This window comes from Escherichia albertii (assembly GCF_028622335.1).
Lineage (GTDB): Bacteria > Pseudomonadota > Gammaproteobacteria > Enterobacterales > Enterobacteriaceae > Escherichia > Escherichia albertii.
In genome coordinates this window covers 1,299,050-1,316,904 of sequence record NZ_CP117568.1, presented here as the reverse complement: position 1 = coordinate 1,316,904, position 17,855 = coordinate 1,299,050, and the positions used below count along the sequence as shown (strand labels likewise).

Annotated in this window: 14 protein-coding genes and 1 pseudogene; 12 read left to right on the top strand and 3 right to left on the bottom strand. The window is 51.7% G+C overall.

Features of this window, described 5'->3' with window-relative positions:
- Positions 1 to 7 precede the first annotated feature (7 nt).
- Complete coding sequence (gene rcsD / locus PS053_RS06515; protein WP_001249228.1) at positions 8 to 2,680, bottom strand: phosphotransferase RcsD; 2,673 nt, start codon at positions 2,678 to 2,680, stop codon at positions 8 to 10.
- A gap of 737 nt (positions 2,681 to 3,417) precedes the next feature.
- Between rcsD and ompC the strand changes: the two genes are divergently transcribed.
- The 6 genes from ompC (at position 3,418) to mqo (ending at position 11,074) form a co-directional block, all read left to right on the top strand.
- Positions 3,418 to 4,545, top strand: coding sequence for a porin OmpC (ompC, locus tag PS053_RS06510; protein ID WP_000865584.1), 1,128 nt, complete (start codon positions 3,418 to 3,420; stop codon positions 4,543 to 4,545).
- Positions 4,546 to 4,656: 111 nt separating this feature from the next.
- Positions 4,657 to 5,712, top strand: coding sequence for an FAD:protein FMN transferase ApbE (gene apbE / locus PS053_RS06505; protein WP_059257757.1), 1,056 nt, complete (start codon positions 4,657 to 4,659; stop codon positions 5,710 to 5,712).
- A 73-nt stretch (positions 5,713 to 5,785) separates the two neighbouring features.
- Positions 5,786 to 6,850 carry a bifunctional DNA-binding transcriptional regulator/O6-methylguanine-DNA methyltransferase Ada gene (ada, locus tag PS053_RS06500; RefSeq protein ID WP_059218260.1) on the top strand — a complete coding sequence of 355 codons (1,065 nt, stop codon included), beginning with the start codon at positions 5,786 to 5,788 and terminating at the stop codon, positions 6,848 to 6,850.
- Positions 6,851 to 7,501: a DNA oxidative demethylase AlkB gene (gene alkB / locus PS053_RS06495; RefSeq protein WP_256879020.1), complete on the top strand. Its 651-nt coding sequence runs from the start codon at positions 6,851 to 6,853 to the stop codon at positions 7,499 to 7,501.
- A gap of 75 nt (positions 7,502 to 7,576) precedes the next feature.
- Positions 7,577 to 9,220, top strand: a complete 1,644-nt coding sequence (gene yojI / locus PS053_RS06490) for a microcin J25 efflux ABC transporter YojI (protein WP_256879021.1) — start codon at positions 7,577 to 7,579, stop codon at positions 9,218 to 9,220.
- Between the two features lie 207 nt (positions 9,221 to 9,427).
- Positions 9,428 to 11,074 carry a malate dehydrogenase (quinone) gene (gene mqo, locus PS053_RS06485; RefSeq protein ID WP_054410640.1) on the top strand — a complete coding sequence of 549 codons (1,647 nt, stop codon included), beginning with the start codon at positions 9,428 to 9,430 and terminating at the stop codon, positions 11,072 to 11,074.
- A gap of 651 nt (positions 11,075 to 11,725) precedes the next feature.
- Here mqo and eco read toward each other — a convergent pair.
- Together eco and PS053_RS06475 are read right to left on the bottom strand one after the other, a co-directional pair.
- Positions 11,726 to 12,214 carry a serine protease inhibitor ecotin gene (eco, locus tag PS053_RS06480; RefSeq protein ID WP_000849212.1) on the bottom strand — a complete coding sequence of 163 codons (489 nt, stop codon included), beginning with the start codon at positions 12,212 to 12,214 and terminating at the stop codon, positions 11,726 to 11,728.
- A gap of 132 nt (positions 12,215 to 12,346) precedes the next feature.
- A pseudogene (locus PS053_RS06475) lies at positions 12,347 to 12,511 on the bottom strand (hypothetical protein).
- 108 nt (positions 12,512 to 12,619) lie between these two features.
- Here PS053_RS06475 and napF point away from each other — a divergent pair.
- From napF to napB, 6 genes are read left to right on the top strand one after another with little or no spacing between them, the layout of a single operon-like run.
- The gene (gene napF, locus PS053_RS06470; RefSeq protein ID WP_000686749.1) at positions 12,620 to 13,114 is read left to right on the top strand and encodes a ferredoxin-type protein NapF; all 495 of its coding nucleotides are present in this window, start codon (positions 12,620 to 12,622) and stop codon (positions 13,112 to 13,114) included.
- Positions 13,104 to 13,367: a chaperone NapD gene (gene napD / locus PS053_RS06465; protein ID WP_000557370.1), complete on the top strand. Its 264-nt coding sequence runs from the start codon at positions 13,104 to 13,106 to the stop codon at positions 13,365 to 13,367. The genes napF and napD overlap by 11 nt, the downstream gene beginning before the upstream one ends.
- Positions 13,364 to 15,850, top strand: a complete 2,487-nt coding sequence (gene napA / locus PS053_RS06460; protein WP_000778050.1) for a periplasmic nitrate reductase subunit alpha — start codon at positions 13,364 to 13,366, stop codon at positions 15,848 to 15,850. Before napD ends, napA begins: the two co-directional genes overlap by 4 nt.
- A 6-nt stretch (positions 15,851 to 15,856) precedes the next feature.
- The gene (napG, locus tag PS053_RS06455; protein WP_000091299.1) at positions 15,857 to 16,552 is read left to right on the top strand and encodes a ferredoxin-type protein NapG; all 696 of its coding nucleotides are present in this window, start codon (positions 15,857 to 15,859) and stop codon (positions 16,550 to 16,552) included.
- Entirely contained in the window at positions 16,539 to 17,402 is an 864-nt protein-coding gene (napH, locus tag PS053_RS06450) for a quinol dehydrogenase ferredoxin subunit NapH (RefSeq protein WP_000013487.1), read from the top strand. Before napG ends, napH begins: the two co-directional genes overlap by 14 nt.
- Positions 17,399 to 17,848, top strand: a complete 450-nt coding sequence (gene napB, locus PS053_RS06445; protein ID WP_000835177.1) for a nitrate reductase cytochrome c-type subunit — start codon at positions 17,399 to 17,401, stop codon at positions 17,846 to 17,848. The genes napH and napB overlap by 4 nt, the downstream gene beginning before the upstream one ends.
- Positions 17,849 to 17,855 lie beyond the last annotated feature (7 nt).

Sequence of the window (17,855 nt, the reverse complement as noted above, 5' to 3'; positions counted from 1 at the left end):
TACCTTGCTACAGTAAGCTCTTGACATAGCTGTCAATGTCGCTGATGTATTTTTCTATTCCTGGGACATCCTTCTCGCGAATGAGATGTTCCAGCGTTTCACATAACTGCTTGCCGGGTACCAGATTTAGCATGGCAAACACGCCTTTCAGACGATGAGCCGTTTGGCCTAACGCAGCAAAATCACTGGTTGCTGCTTCAGTATATAGCCTCTTAACATCATCCGGTACTGTGTCTACAAAGAGCGCATAATAGCCGCTGGCATGGAGTTGCGCATTTTCATCTCCTCCCAGAGGCGATTCTGTCCCCCCTTCCTGCGCCAGTTGCACTTCAATTAATTGTAAGACCGCTTCCTGCATAGCGTTGCTCATATTGAAATTGACGCACAATTGACCAGGTCCAATTTCCCGTACGCCAGATTCATCATCGCTTAAAAGCAAACCAGAGGCAGTAAGATTAGACGGATTATCCGTTAAAAAGATATCATAATCTTGACTAATTAATCTTTCATCAGGTGTGATACAGGTCGCGCCCCAATTTTCCAACTGGCGAGTGACAATATTCCGAATTTCTGTGGAAGTTACGTCCACCATCACGCTGACATCATCCAGTAAACGCTCTTCTTCCTCTGCAACCTCCGGGGTTGTTGAAGGCATTTTGATATGCACGGAGTAACGTGTACCAAGCCCATCCCGCGTTTTGATGTTTAAATGACCGCCCAGTTTGCGCGCCAGTTGATCGCATAACCAGAATGTCAGCGGATCAGCTTTGCCATAGCGATCGCTTTGAGTCTGGTTGATGAAAGGGAAGTGTAAATTATCCATTTCATGAATACTTATGCCGTTTCCGGTGTCCAGAATTCGGAAAGTCAGGCGTTCTTCCGAGGATTTATCTTGATCAACCTCGAGGGTAATTTTACCCAATTGTGTTGAGGTGACGGCATATTGCATCAGTAATAGCAAAATACGACGTAAGGCATCGCGATCGCCGCGGCGCATGTCGTGCGCTGTCAGATGATTGTTAATCAGTAGTTGCAAACCTTTGCGTTTGATCGCGGGCAATACTGTCGGCACAACTTCATCGATTAAATCCTGCACGGAGAAAAGCGTTGTCTCGCTCTTCCAGCTATCGTCTGTCAGCATGTTCGCTAACTGAATTTCATCGACCAGCCGTACCAGCACATCGGCCTGATTTGCCAGTTGTTTGCTTTCTGGTGAGTTGAGTTCTCCCGCACGTTCGGCAAGCTCCAGGGCCGGTTCTTTCAGTGCATCGCCGATGTTTTTCATAAAGGCTATCCGCCCTTGCTGGTTTTTCTCGTACAGACGCTGGGCTTGCTTGAGTTTTTTGTTCACCAGCACTTCGCGATCCTGATCGCGAATAATGAAAATTTGTGTGCGCGGCGCGACCTGGCTGCGGAACATGCGGATTTCATACAGCTCGTTATTGATCGTCGCCTGAATAATGCCCTGGTGCTGTTCCGCCATGCTGGCGATGTTTTGCAGATTCAGATGCGGCAGCAGATGATCGGCAATTTTATTGCTGATAACGGTGCGGTTGGCTTCTTGATCGTGAACCAGCAGGCCGAGCGGTAACAGAGAGACAATCTCTTCATTTATTGCCCGCAAAATACGCAGTTCGTTATTCACTGCGGTACCGGGGACATTTTCTGTGCTGCGCCCGGAGAAGTGACGGAAGGTGCTATAGCCAAATAATGCCAGCGCCAGTAAACCAATGTTCAGCAGCAGCGGCAGCAGGATGTTTTGCAGCGTATCCAGCAGCAAAGTGCCATAAGGGACTTGCCAGACCAGACGCATATCTGTGGTGTTGAGTGCTGAGGAGATCTCTATTTTTGAACTATTGAAGTTGATACTGACGCTATCCGTCGTCTCTTTCTCATTATTATTGCTACCCGTTGCGCTTGTGTCTGGCTCAAGGCGGAAGCTGTCCAGCGGCATACCTGGTGGGATTAAATCATTAATAGGCAGATCAAAAGCGACTACCGTTGCCAGATGCCCCGGCTGGTTAAAAGTAGTACGTAGGGTAAAGTAATGACCGTTCTGCCAGGCCAGATGGCGCAGATTGGAAAAGCTTTCTCGTTCATCCAGCGCGTTAGCCTGCTGTAACATCTCTGCACGGCGTGAATCGACGATATCGTTGACGGTCGATTCTTTAAAACTGGATGTAAGGTCTTTTAATGGCAGGGTAGAAATCAGCACCAGGCTGTTATCCAGACCATTGAGATAATACATTGACCACGGTACGTTTTCTGCGCCCCACAGCGTGTCCAGGTAAGCTGACATCCGCTGCGTCATCTCAAGGGTTGAGCTGTCGTGGGAGCCGAAGATCAGCGCTTCCGTTTTACGACGCGGCTTTTCCAGATAATAGACATCTTGTTTCAGACGTGTCTCTTGTAAACCGTCACTGGAGGATGGCGTGGTGGTCGCGGCGATATTGTCATAGATTTGCCAGGTCATGTAACGCCAGGTATCCACCCGCTTTTGAATTGCGTGAGTGATATCAACAATCTGATAGCTCTTATCTTTCAGCCAGGTGTTGACGGCGCTTTGTACCATCACGCCCATGGTTACCAGCAACACAATGATCAACAGTAAAAAGAAGCGGGTAATGCTCCCCGGTAGAAGTGAAAAGCGGGTCGTTGCCGTTGTCTTTTTCTGACGCATTCGTGTTTATGACCTGTTAAAACATGGCGAAGTGATAGGGCAGTATAAAGGGTACAGTGCGAAATTCCAGACTCTTACCTGATTGCGGCGTCTTTATTCTCCGAAGGTATTTATTATTCTGCACAGATGAAAATAAATGTACAAACGCTTCGCATCTGTACAAATTACCATCAGAAAATGAACAAAATTAATCGTAAATAAACGGGCGGGAATGTCGATTATATTGCTGTTAATTTTTCGTGAAATGATCGGTAAATGTTATGCTTTTGCTACGGTAGCACAAAAAAATAGAAGGTGTGTAAAGATGGGTAAAAAAAACCGGACGTGATACATCCGGTTGAAATAGGGGTAAACAGACATTCAGAAATGAATGACGGTAATAAATAAAGTTAATGATGATAGCGGGACATATTTTAGTTATGAGTGAAGATTTTGTTTTAACATTCAGTGCTGTCAAATGCTTAAGAATAAGTTATTGTTTTAATAGCTGAATTATTATTGTTTGATGTTAGATGCTTATTTTGTCGATTCATCAGGATCTGAAAAAGTTCCGTCATATTTACATTTTGAAACATCTATAGCGATAAATGAAACATCTTAAAAGTTTTAGTATCATATTCGTGTTGGATTATTCTGCATTTTTGGGGAGAATGGGGTTGCCGACTGATTAATGAGGGTTAATCAGTATGCAGTGGCATAAAAAAGCAAATAAAGGCATATAACAGAGGGTTAATAACATGAAAGTTAAAGTACTGTCCCTCCTGGTCCCAGCTCTGCTGGTAGCAGGCGCAGCAAACGCTGCTGAAGTTTACAATAAAGACGGCAACAAATTAGATCTGTACGGTAAAGTAGACGGCCTGCACTATTTCTCTGACAACAAGTCAGAAGATGGCGACCAGACCTACATGCGTCTTGGCTTCAAAGGTGAAACTCAGGTTACTGACCAGCTGACCGGTTACGGCCAGTGGGAATATCAGATCCAGGGCAACGCTCCAGAAAGCGAAAACAACTCCTGGACCCGTGTGGCATTTGCTGGTCTGAAATTCCAGGACATCGGTTCTATCGACTACGGTCGTAACTACGGTGTTGTTTACGACGTAACTTCCTGGACCGACGTTCTGCCAGAATTCGGCGGCGATACCTACGGTTCTGATAACTTCATGCAGCAGCGTGGTAACGGCTTCGCGACCTACCGTAACACCGACTTCTTCGGTCTGGTTGACGGTCTGAACTTTGCTGTTCAGTATCAGGGTCAAAACGGCAGCGTAAGCGGTGAAGGTTCTGAGGATTACACCGGTCATGGCATCACCAACAACGGTCGTAACGCTCTGCGTCAGAACGGCGACGGTGTTGGCGGTTCTATCACTTATGATTACGAAGGTTTCGGTATCGGTGCTGCAGTTTCCAGCTCCAAACGTACCTGGGATCAGAACAACACTGGCCTGATCGGTACTGGCGACCGCGCTGAAACCTACACTGGTGGTCTGAAATACGACGCTAACAACATCTACCTGGCGGCTCAGTACACCCAGACCTACAACGCAACTCGCGTAGGTTCCCTGGGTTGGGCGAACAAAGCACAGAACTTCGAAGCTGTTGCTCAGTACCAGTTCGACTTCGGTCTGCGTCCGTCTGTAGCATATCTGCAGTCTAAAGGTAAAAACCTGGGTACCATCGCTGGTCGTAACTACGACGACGAAGATATCCTGAAATATGTTGATGTTGGTGCGACCTACTACTTCAACAAAAACATGTCCACCTACGTTGACTACAAAATCAACCTGCTGGACGACAACCAGTTCACCCGCGCTGCTGGCATCAACACTGATGATATCGTAGCTCTGGGTCTGGTTTACCAGTTCTAATCTCGATTTATATCGAACAAAGGGCCTGCGGGCCCTTTTTTCATGGTTTTCAGCGTACAAACGCCGTTTTTTGGTGTACTCTTGCGACCGTTCGCATGAGGATAATCACGTATGGAAATAAGCTTTACTCGCGTGGCATTGCTGACTGCCGCGCTCCTTTTTGTTGGTTGCGATCAACAGCCACAACCCGCCGCCCCCCAGGCTACTGAAGTTACCGTTCTTGAAGGTAAAACCATGGGGACCTTCTGGCGCGCCAGCATTCCGGGTATTGACGCCAAACGCAGTGCTGAACTTAAAGAGAAGATTCAGACCCAGCTCGACGCCGACGATCAACTGCTTTCGACCTATAAAAAAGATTCCGCGCTGATGCGCTTTAACGACTCACAAAGTCTGACGCCGTGGCCAGTAAATGAAGCATTGGCCGATATTGTCACCACTTCGCTACGCATTGGCGCGAAAACGGAGGGGGCAATGGATATTACCGTCGGGCCGCTGGTGAATCTGTGGGGCTTTGGCCCGGAACAACAGCCGGTACAAATTCCGAGCCAGGAACAGATCGACGCAATGAAAGCCAAAACTGGCTTACAGCACCTGACGGTTATTAATAAATATCACCAACAATATCTGCAAAAAGATCTGCCGGATTTATATGTCGATCTCTCCACTGTCGGCGAAGGCTATGCGGCAGATCATCTGGCGCGTCTTATGGAGCAGGAAGGTATTTCCCGTTATCTGGTGTCAGTTGGCGGTGCGCTGAACAGCCGGGGTATGAACGGAGAAGGCCTGCCGTGGCGGGTGGCGATCCAAAAACCGACCGATAAAGAGAATGCAGTTCAGGCGGTGGTCGATATCAACGGTCACGGGATTAGCACCTCCGGCAGCTACCGTAATTATTACGAACTGGATGGCAAACGCCTTTCCCATGTTATTGATCCACAAACCGGGCGGCCAATCGAACACAATCTGGTATCCGTGACGGTGATTGCGCCCACGGCGCAGGAAGCCGATGCCTGGGATACTGGCTTGATGGTACTCGGGCCGGATAAAGCAAAAGAAGTCGTTCGTCGGGAAGGGCTGGCGGTCTATATGATCACCAAAGAAGGCGATAACTTTAAAACCTGGATGTCGCCGCAGTTTAAAAGCTTCCTGGTCAGCGAAAAAAATTAAAGCGCAAGATTGTTAGTTTTTACGTGACGGTGACCGGGCAGACTAAAGGCTATCCTTAACCAGGGAGCTGATTATGAAAAACACCACACGCTTAACTGACGATCAACGCTGGCAATCTGTCTTAGCCCGTGACCCGAGCGCCGACGGCGAATTCGTTTTCGCCGTACGTACCACGGGCATCTTCTGTCGCCCCTCTTGTCGGGCTAAACATGCCTTGCGGGAAAATGTAACCTTCTATGCTGATGCCGGCGAGGCGCTTGCCGCCGGGTTTCGCCCGTGTAAGCGCTGCCAGCCTGACAAAGCTAATGCTCAGCAACATCGATTGGATAAAATCACCCGAGCCTGCCGTTTGCTGGAACAGGAGACTCCCGTCACCCTTGACGCTTTAGCCGAACAGGTGGCGATGAGCCCATTCCATTTACATCGTTTATTTAAAGCCACCACCGGAATGACGCCAAAAGCCTGGCAACAGGCCTGGCGCGCTCGTCGCCTGCGGGAATCGCTGGCGAAAGGGGAGAGCGTCACTCAGGCGATTCTCAACGCCGGATTCCCGGACGGCAGTAGTTACTATCGTAAGGCGGATAAAACTCTGGGTATGACGGCAAAACAGTTTCGTCATGGCGGAGAGAACGTTGATGTGCGTTATGCGCTGGCCGACTGTGAGCTGGGCCGCTGCCTGGTGGCAGAAAGCGAGCGGGGGATTTGTGCGATACTACTGGGCGATAATGACGCGATGTTAATTAGCGAGCTACAGCAGATGTTTCCTGCCGCCGATAACGCGCCCGCTGACCCGACGTTTCAGCAGCATGTGCGCGAGGTGATCGCCAGCCTCAATCATCGCGATACGCCGTTGATGTTACCGCTGGATATTCGGGGAACCGCTTTTCAACAACAAGTCTGGCAGGCATTGTGTACCATTCCTTGTGGTGAAACCGTGAGTTATCAGCAACTGGCGAACACCATCGGCAAACCGAAAGCAGTACGTGCGGTGGCAAGCGCTTGCGCCGCTAATAAATTGGCTATCGTTATTCCCTGCCATCGGGTAGTACGTGGTGATGGGGCGCTTTCCGGTTACCGCTGGGGGGTGGCACGCAAAGCGCAATTACTACGCCGCGAAGCTGAAAATGAGGATACATAAATGTTGGATCTGTTTGCCAATGCTGAACCCTGGCAGGAACCGCTGGCGCCTGGCGCGGTGATCCTGCGCCGTTTTGTTTTTAACGTCGCAGAACAGTTGATGCAGGGAATCAACGGCGTCACCAGCCAGTCGCCGTTTCGCCAGATGGTCACACCGGGCGGGTATACCATGTCAGTGGCGATGACTAACTGCGGACGTCTGGGCTGGACCCCCCATCGGCAAGGCTATCTTTATTCAGCCATTGATCCAAAAACAGAAAAGCCGTGGCCCGCTATGCCGCAAAGTTTTCGTGATTTATGTCAGCAGGCGGCAATGGCGGCGGGATATCGGGATTTTCAGCCGGACGCCTGCCTGATTAATCGCTATGGTCCTGGGGCTAAACTGTCGCTGCATCAGGATAAAGACGAAGCGGATCTACGCGCGCCGATTGTCTCTGTTTCTCTGGGATTACCCGCTATTTTTCAATTTGGCGGCCTGAAACGAAGTGATCCACTAAAACGATTGTTGTTGGAACATGGCGATGTGGTGGTGTGGGGCGGTGAATCACGGCTGTTTTATCACGGCATTCAACCGCTAAAAACGGGGTTTCATCCGCTAACTGCCGACTGTCGCTACAATCTGACATTCCGTCAGGCAGGTAAAAAAGAATAAAAATAAGAATTATTATTGCTGTGAGCAAAGAGATGTTTAAACTGCGGGCTGTAATTCATTGTCCGGGTTTTCTGCATGGAACTTCTTGTACTTGTCTGGCGGCAGTATCGCTGGCCATTTATCAGCGTGATGGCGCTGAGCCTCGCCAGCGCGGCGTTAGGCATTGGCTTAATTGCTTTTATCAATCAGCGTCTTATCGAAACGGCGGATGCCAGTCTACTGGTGTTGCCGGAGTTTCTTGGCTTACTGCTGTTGCTGATGGCGGTCACCCTCGGATCGCAACTGGCGCTTACCACGCTGGGGCACCACTTCGTCTACCGACTGCGTAGCGAATTTATCAAACGAATTCTGGATACTCACGTTGAGCGTATCGAACAGTTGGGTAGCGCCTCGTTGCTGGCAGGGTTAACCAGCGATGTGCGCAACATCACCATCGCTTTTGTTCGTCTGCCGGAACTGGTGCAGGGGATTATTCTCACCGTAGGGGCGGCGGCGTATCTGTGGATGCTGTCGGGCAAAATGTTGTTGGTCACGGTTATCTGGATGGCGATTACCATCTGGGGCGGTTTTGTGCTGGTGGCGCGGGTGTACAAACACATGACCACTTTGCGTGAAACAGAAGACAAGCTGTATACGGATTTTCAAACGGTGCTGGAAGGGCGCAAAGAGCTGACGCTGAACCGCGAGCGTGCCGAGTACGTATTTAACAATCTCTACATTCCCGATGCGCAAGAATATCGCCATCATATTATCCGCGCCGATACGTTCCATCTCAGCGCCGTAAACTGGTCGAACATAATGATGCTGGGGGCTATCGGACTGGTATTCTGGATGGCGAATAGTCTCGGTTGGGCTGATACCAACGTTGCGGCGACCTATTCACTAACATTATTGTTCCTGCGAACGCCGCTACTTTCGGCAGTTGGCGCATTGCCGACGTTGTTGACGGCACAGGTGGCGTTTAACAAGCTGAACAAATTTGCGCTCGCGCCTTTTAAAGCGGAATTCCCACGCCCGCAGGCATTTCCTGACTGGCAAACGCTGGAGCTGCGTAATGTAACATTTAGCTATCAGGATAACGCTTTTTCCGTTGGGCCGATTAACCTCACCATTAAACGTGGCGAACTGTTGTTTCTTATTGGTGGCAACGGTAGCGGTAAATCAACGCTGGCGATGTTGTTGACTGGCTTATATCAGCCGCAAAGCGGAGAAATTCTGCTGGATGGCAAACCTGTCCGCGGTGAAAAAACAGAAGATTATCGCAAGCTGTTTTCAGCGGTATTTACCGATGTCTGGCTGTTCGATCAACTACTGGGGCCGAGGGGGAAACCTGCTAACCCGCAACTGGTCGAAAAGTGGCTGGCTCAGTTGAAAATGGGCCATAAGCTTGAGTTAAGTAATGGGCGAATTCTTAACCTGAGGTTATCAAAAGGGCAGAAAAAACGCGTGGCGTTGTTGCTGGCGTTGGCAGAAGAACGCGACATTATCCTGTTGGATGAATGGGCGGCGGATCAGGATCCACACTTCCGCCGTGAGTTTTATCAGGTGTTGCTGCCGTTAATGCAGGAGATGGGTAAAACCATTTTTGCTATCAGCCATGATGATCACTACTTTATCCACGCTGACCGCCTGCTGGAGATGCGCAGCGGGCAGCTTAGCGAGCTGATCGGCGAAGAACGCGATGCGGCTTCACGTGATGCCGTTGCCCGGACGGCATGATGTTTTCACTTTTACCTGGTGGTTTTCCGCCACCAGGTAAAAATCCTTTCTTTCCAATAACCCTATAATTAATCAACGAAATCATAATGTTTCTAAAATTAGAATATAATTTATAAACATTATTTAAATGTTGTTACTTAAGTGTTACCGTTGATGCCGCGCAAATCTCACCTGCAATAAAGCGACTAAAAGTAAGGCATTAACAAGATGAAAAAAGTGACTGCCATGCTCTTCTCGATGGCCGTGGGGCTTAATGCCGTTTCGATGACGGCAAAAGCGAAAACGTCCGAGGAGCAGGAAACTGATGTACTGTTGATTGGCGGCGGCATTATGAGCGCCACGTTGGGAACCTATCTGCGGGAGCTGGAACCGGAATGGTCGATGACCATGGTAGAGCGCCTTGAGGGCGTCGCGCAGGAGAGTTCGAACGGCTGGAACAACGCCGGAACCGGGCATTCTGCGTTGATGGAGCTGAACTACACCCCGCAAAACGCCGATGGCAGCATCAGTATTGAAAAAGCAGTCGCCATTAACGAAGCATTCCAGATTTCCCGCCAGTTCTGGGCCCACCAGGTAGAGCGCGGCGTGCTGCGAACTCCGCGATCGTTTATCAATACTGTTCCGCACATGAGCTTTGTCTGGGGCGAAGATAATGTTAACTTCCTGCGTGCCCGTTATACCGCATTGCAACAAAGTTCACTGTTCCGTGGTATGCGTTATTCTGAAGATCATGCGCAAATCAGAGAGTGGGCGCCACTGGTGATGGAAGGGCGTGATCCGCAGCAGAAAATAGCGGCCACGCGTACAGAAATCGGCACTGATGTGAATTATGGCGAGATCTCGCGTCAGTTGATCGCTTCATTACAAAAGAAATCTAACTTTTCGCTGCAGCTCAGCAGCGAAGTCCGCGCCCTGAAACGTAATGACGATAATACCTGGACCGTCACGGTTGCCGATCTGAAAAATGGCACTGCGCATAACATCCGCGCGAAATTTGTCTTTATTGGCGCGGGCGGTGCGGCGTTGAAGTTGTTGCAGGAGTCCGGGATCCCGGAAGCAAAAGACTACGCGGGTTTCCCGGTGGGGGGGCAGTTCCTCGTTTCGGAAAACCCTGACGTGGTTAATCACCATCTGGCGAAGGTATATGGCAAGGCATCCGTTGGCGCGCCGCCGATGTCGGTTCCACATATTGATACCCGCGTTCTGGATGGTAAACGCGTGGTGCTGTTCGGGCCTTTTGCTACTTTCTCAACGAAATTCCTCAAAAACGGTTCACTGTGGGATTTGATGAGTTCTACCACCGCTTCAAACATGATGCCGATGATGCACGTCGGGCTGGATAATTTTGATCTGGTGAAATACCTGGTGAGTCAGGTGATGTTGAGCGAAGACGATCGTTTTGAAGCGTTGAAAGAGTACTATCCGCAAGCGAAAAAAGAAGACTGGCGTTTATGGCAGGCGGGGCAGCGCGTGCAGATTATCAAGCGTGATGCCGAGAAAGGCGGCGTTTTGCGTCTGGGAACAGAAGTCGTCAGTGACCAGCAAGGAACCATTGCCGCGCTGTTGGGGGCATCGCCGGGGGCGTCAACTGCTGCGCCGATTATGCTGAATTTGCTGGAAAAAGTGTTTAGCGATCGTGTATCCAGTCCGCAATGGCAGGCCACGCTGAAATCAATAGTTCCCTCCTACGGCAGCAAATTGAATGGCGATGTGGCAGCGACAGAACGTGAGTTGCAGTACACCAGCGAGGTGCTGGGCCTGAAATATGACAAGCCGCAGGCGGCAGACAGCACGCCGAAACCGCAGGTAAAACCGCAACCTGTACAGAAAGAAGTGGCGGATATTGCGTTGTAATGATGCGCCGCACCCAGCTCGGGCGTCAGATGTCGGATGCGGCGTGACCGCCTTATCCGACCTACGTGGGCTGCACTTCACAGCGGTGTAGGCCTGATAAGACGCGCCAGCGTCGCATCAGGCAATCGGCTCCGGGATTGGATGTCGGATGCGGCGTGACCGCCTTATCCGACCTGTGGGGTGCGGCACTTCACAGCAGCGTAGGCCTGATAAGACGTGCCAGCGTCGCATCAGGCACCTGGCTCGGGCGTCAGATGTCGGATGCGGCGTAACCGCCTTATCCGACCTACGGGGTGCGGCACTTCACCGCAGCGTAGGCCTGATAAGACGTGCCAGCGTCGCATCAGGCACCCGGCTCCGGGATTGGATGTCGGATGCGGCGTGACCGCTTTATCCGACCTGTGGGGCGCAGCACTTCACAGCGGCGTAGGCCTGATAAGACGCGCCAGCGTCGCATCAGGCACCTGGCTCGGGCGTCAGATGTCGGATGCGGCGTAACCGCCTTATCCGACCTACGTGGGCTGCATTTCACAGCGGCGTAGGCCTGATAAGACGCGCCAGCGTCGCATCAGGCAATCGGCTCCGGGATTGGATGTCGGATGCGGCGTAATCGCCTTATCCGACCTGTGGGGCGCTGCACTTAACAGCAGTTTAGCGAACTACCGCGTTGTCAATTTTCTCTTCCGCTTTCCAGATACGGTACTTCACATCCACATTGTCTGGCGTATACACCACGATTGGCAGTTTGCTGTTGTAACGCAGCATTCCGGCATCGCCCAGATATGCGGTGACAAATTTCTTCTCTTTCTTACCATCCGGGCAAGCCATCATCGTTGAAACCGGGGAGCTGACTTTATCAAAGACATAATAATCATAGCCCCAGCCTTCCAGGGTTTTGCTTTCCAGTTTCCCGCCAAGACGATGCAGATTGCAATCCACTTCCAGTGTCTGACCGATTAACAGTTCTACTTTGAGGGTAGATTCATCTTCTTGCGGTGTAAGCTGAATCACCTGACGTTTCATTCCTTTTTCAGCTTGTGGGTACGGCGCGATTTTTTCCAGCGGCTGGACGCTTTCTGCCGCCCAGGCCGAGGTTGTGGCGAAAGCAGCAAATAAAACGGCAGGTAGAATAGTCTTCATTTTGTATTCCTTTCTTCATTTATAGGTTTTCACCAATGATGTCGCTGAAGATTAACATATTCACTAAATTTATTAATTTGCTTTGTGAATGATTTAAAGGAGATTCAGACAATTTAACCTGCTCTGTTAGTGTTATGTACTGATGAATAGTGGCGGCTGGAGAAATATCTTTGGTGAATTTATCGCTATATAATTTTGTTTATAACCATTTGAAATGTGAGCAAAACCCCGTTTTTACCATCTTTCCCGCCACTCTTTTGATCCGGCAACAGGTTTTACCTCGATCGGGGTATGCATCTCTGACACATCCTTTAATATCTTAACGCTCATAAAAATGACTTATTAATTATGCGGTTTATTTGGTCGTTCTCTGATTTCAGAGTGCGTTAATGATGGAAGGTCAATGTGAAAATTGATGCATCCCGTCGGGGCATACTCACTGGTCGCTGGCGCAAAACCAGTAACGGTATCCGTCCGCCCTGGTCCGGTGACGAGTCTCATTTTCTGACCCATTGCACTCGCTGTGATGCCTGCATTAATGCCTGTGAAAACGGTATATTGCAGCGCGGCGCAGGTGGCTATCCAACCGTCGATTTCAAAAATAATGAATGTAGTTTCTGCTACGCCTGTGCGCAAGCTTGCCCCGAATCGCTATTTTCTCCGCGCCACACCAGGGCCTGGGATTTGCAGTTCACCATTGGGGAAGCGTGCCTGGCGTATCAGGCCGTTGAATGCCGTCGCTGCCAGGATAGCTGTGAACCGATGGCAATTATCTTTCGCCCGACGCTTTCTGGGATCTACCAACCGCAACTTAATAATCAACTTTGCAACGGATGTGGTGCATGTGCAGCCAGTTGTCCGGTATCAGCCATAACTGCGGAGTATCTCCATGCACACTAACTGGCAAGTTTGCAGCCTGGTGGTCCAGGCAAAAAGCGAGCGAATTCCAGATATCAGCAGCCAACTGAACGCCTTTCCCGGCTGTGAAGTCGCCGTCAGCGACGTGCCGAGCGGTCAGTTGATTGTGGTAGCGGAAGCCGAAGACAGCGAAACGCTAATTCAAACTATTGAGTCAGTACGCAATGTAGAGGGCGTGCTGGCGGTGTCGCTGGTTTATCACCAGCAGGAAGAGCAAGGTGAGGAAACACCATGAAACTCAGTCGTCGTAGCTTTATGAAAGCTAACGCCGTTGCGGCCGCTGCGGCGGCTGCCGGTCTCAGCGTGCCGGGCGTTGCCCGCGCCGTTGTTGGTCAGCAGGAAGCCATTAAATGGGATAAAGCGCCGTGCCGTTTCTGTGGTACGGGTTGCGGCGTTCTGGTCGGAACGCAACAGGGGCGTGTGGTGGCCTGTCAGGGCGACCCGGATGCGCCGGTTAACCGTGGCCTGAACTGCATTAAGGGCTATTTCCTGCCCAAAATCATGTACGGTAAAGACCGTTTAACGCAGCCGCTGCTGCGTATGAAAAACGGTAAATATGACAAAGAAGGCGAATTCACCCCAATCACCTGGGACCAGGCCTTCGATGTGATGGAAGAGAAATTCAAAACTGCCCTGAAAGAAAAAGGGCCGGAGTCGATCGGTATGTTCGGTTCTGGTCAGTGGACTATCTGGGAAGGTTATGCCGCGTCCAAGCTGTTCAAAGCGGGCTTCCGTTCGAACAATATCGACCCGAACGCGCGTCACTGTATGGCGTCGGCGGTTGTTGGCTTCATGCGTACCTTTGGTATGGATGAGCCGATGGGCTGCTATGACGACATCGAACAGGCTGATGCGTTTGTGCTGTGGGGCGCGAACATGGCGGAGATGCACCCGATCCTGTGGTCGCGCATCACTAACCGTCGCCTTTCTAATCAGGATGTCACTGTGGCGGTGCTTTCTACTTACCAGCATCGTAGCTTTGAACTGGCAGATAACGGCATCATCTTTACGCCACAGTCTGACCTGGTGATCCTGAACTATATCGCCAACTATATCATTCAAAACAATGCGGTGAATCAGGACTTCCTGAGCAAGCACGTCAACCTGCGCAAAGGGGTGACGGATATCGGTTATGGCTTACGTCCGACTCATCCGCTGGAAAAAGCGGCGAAAAACCCGGGATCCGACGCGTCCGAACCGATGAGCTTTGAAGATTACAAAGCCTTCGTTGCCGAATATACGCTGGAAAAAACCGCCGAAATGACTGGCGTGCCGAAAGATCAGCTGGAACAACTGGCGCAGTTGTATGCCGATCCGAACAAGAAAGTCATCTCCTACTGGACGATGGGCTTCAACCAGCATACCCGCGGCGTGTGGGCCAACAACCTGGTTTACAACCTGCACCTGCTGACGGGTAAAATTTCCCAGCCGGGCTGCGGTCCGTTCTCCCTGACGGGGCAACCTTCCGCGTGTGGTACTGCGCGTGAAGTGGGCACCTTTGCTCACCGTCTGCCTGCGGACATGGTGGTGACCAACGAGAAACACCGTGATATCTGCGAGAAGAAGTGGAATATCCCGAGCGGCACGATCCCGGCAAAAATCGGTCTGCACGCGGTAGCACAAGACCGTGCGTTGAAAGACGGCACGCTGAATGTTTACTGGACGATGTGTACCAACAACATGCAGGCCGGGCCGAACATTAATGAAGAACGTATGCCGGGCTGGCGCGATCCGCGCAACTTTATTATCGTCTCTGACCCGTATCCGACGGTCAGTGCGCTGGCAGCCGACTTAATCCTGCCGACTGCAATGTGGGTAGAGAAAGAGGGTGCTTACGGTAACGCTGAACGCCGTACTCAGTTCTGGCGTCAACAGGTACAGGCGCCGGGCGAGGCGAAATCGGATCTCTGGCAGTTGGTCCAGTTCTCCCGCCGCTTCAAAACTGAAGAAGTGTGGCCGGAAGAGTTGCTGGCGAAGAAACCGGAACTGCGCGGCAAAACGCTGTATGAGGTGCTGTATGCTACCCCGGAAGTGAGCAAATTCCCGGTATCCGAACTGGCGGAAGATCAACTGAACGATGAATCCCGCGAGCTGGGCTTCTATCTGCAAAAAGGGTTGTTCGAAGAGTACGCGTGGTTTGGTCGCGGTCATGGTCACGATCTCGCGCCGTTCGACGACTATCACAAAGCGCGTGGTATTCGCTGGCCAGTGGTTAACGGTAAAGAAACCCAGTGGCGTTACAGCGAAGGTAACGACCCGTACGTGAAAGCGGGCGAAGGTTACAAGTTCTACGGCAAACCGGATGGCAAAGCGGTGATCTTCGCGCTGCCGTTTGAACCGGCGGCAGAAGCCCCGGATGAAGAGTATGACCTGTGGCTTTCTACCGGACGCGTACTGGAGCACTGGCACACCGGCAGTATGACTCGCCGTGTACCAGAACTGCACCGTGCCTTCCCGGAGGCCGTGCTGTTTATCCATCCGCTGGATGCGAAAAAACGCGACTTGCGTCGTGGCGACAAAGTAAAAGTGGTTTCTCGCCGTGGTGAGGTTATCTCGATTGTCGAAACGCGTGGTCGTAACCGTCCGCCGCAGGGCCTGGTGTACATGCCGTTCTTCGACGCCGCACAGTTGGTTAACAAACTGACGCTGGACGCGACCGATCCGCTCTCGAAAGAGACGGACTTCAAGAAGTGCGCGGTCAAACTGGAGAAGGTGTAAGCCATTATGTCCCGGTCAGCGAAACCTCAAAATGGTCGCCGCCGCTTTCTGCGCGATGTCGTTCGCACAGCAGGCGGGCTGGCTGCCGTGGGCGTGGCGCTGGGGTTACAACAGCAAACCGCACGCGCATCTGGCGTGCGGTTGCGCCCGCCCGGAGCCATAAACGAGAACGCCTTTGCCAGTGCCTGTGTACGTTGCGGTCAGTGTGTTCAGGCTTGCCCTTACGACACCTTAAAACTGGCGACGCTGGCCTCTGGCCTGTCGGCAGGTACGCCGTATTTTGTCGCGCGGGATATTCCTTGCGAAATGTGTGAGGACGTTCCGTGCGCCAAAGTGTGCCCCAGTGGCGCGCTGGATCGCGAGATCGAATCGATCGATGACGCGCGGATGGGGCTGGCAGTGCTGGTGGACCAGGAGAACTGCCTCAACTTTCAGGGATTGCGCTGCGATGTTTGTTATCGCGAATGCCCGAAAATTGATGAAGCGATTACCCTGGAGCTGGAACGCAATACGCGTACCGGCAAGCACGCCCGTTTTCTGCCAACGGTTCACAGCGATGCCTGTACCGGCTGCGGTAAGTGCGAAAAAGTGTGCGTGCTGGAACAACCGGCAATCAAGGTGTTGCCGTTGTCTCTGGCGAAAGGGGAGTTAGGTCACCACTACCGCTTCGGTTGGCTGGAGGGGAACGATGGCAAATCGTAAACGTGACGCCGGGCGAGAGGCGCTGGCGAAAAAAGGCTGGTGGCGCAGTCACCGTTGGCTGGTGTTGCGTCGCCTTTGCCAGTTCTTCGTGCTGGGCATGTTTCTGAGCGGTCCGTGGTTTGGCGTGTGGATTTTGCATGGCAACTACAGCAGTAGCTTGTTGCTCGACACTGTCCCGCTGACCGATCCGCTGATGACGCTACAAAGCCTTGCCAGCGGTCATCTGCCAGCCGCAGTGGCATTGACTGGTGCAGTGATTATCACTGTGCTCTACGCCCTGGCAGGAAAGCGATTATTTTGCAGCTGGGTCTGCCCGCTGAACCCGATTACCGATTTAGCGAATTGGTTGCGCAGGCGATTTGAACTCAATCAGTCCGCGACAATCCCACGTCATATTCGGTACGTGTTGTTGGTTGTCATCCTGGTAGGATCGGCCTTAACCGGTACGCTCATCTGGGAATGGATCAACCCCGTTTCCCTGATGGGGCGCAGTCTGGTAATGGGATTCGGCAGCGGCGCGCTGCTTATTCTCGCGCTGTTTTTATTTGATCTACTGGTCGTTGAACACGGCTGGTGCGGGCACATTTGTCCGGTTGGCGCGTTGTATGGCGTGCTGGGTAGCAAAGGTGTTATCACCGTTGCGGCCACCGATCGGCAGAAATGTAACCGCTGTATGGATTGTTTTCATGTTTGCCCGGAACCGCATGTGCTACGTGCCCCGGTGCTGGATGAACAAAGCCCGGTGCAGGTCACCAGCCGCGATTGCATGACGTGCGGTCGCTGCGTGGATGTCTGTTCTGAGGATGTATTTACAATAACTACACGATGGAGTTCGGGAGCGAAATCATGAAAAGCCATGACCTGAAGAAAGCGCTGTGTCAATGGACGGCGATGCTGGCCTTGGTGGTAAGCGGCGCGGTTTGGGCGGCTAATGGCGTCGATTTTAGCCAGTCGCCGGAAGTATCCGGGACACAGGAAGGGGCCATTCGGATGCCAAAAGAGCAGGAGCGGATGCCGCTGAACTATGTGAATCAACCACCAATGATCCCGCATAGCGTTGAAGGTTATCAGGTAACGACCAATACCAACCGCTGCTTACAGTGCCACGGTGTTGAAAGTTATCGCACTACCGGCGCACCGCGCATCAGTCCTACTCACTTTATGGATAGTGACGGCAAAGTAGGCGCAGAAGTGGCTCCGCGTCGTTACTTCTGTCTGCAATGTCACGTACCGCAGGCCGATACCGCGCCAATCGTGGGGAATACCTTTACCCCATCAAAAGGTTACGGGAAATAAGAGGTTA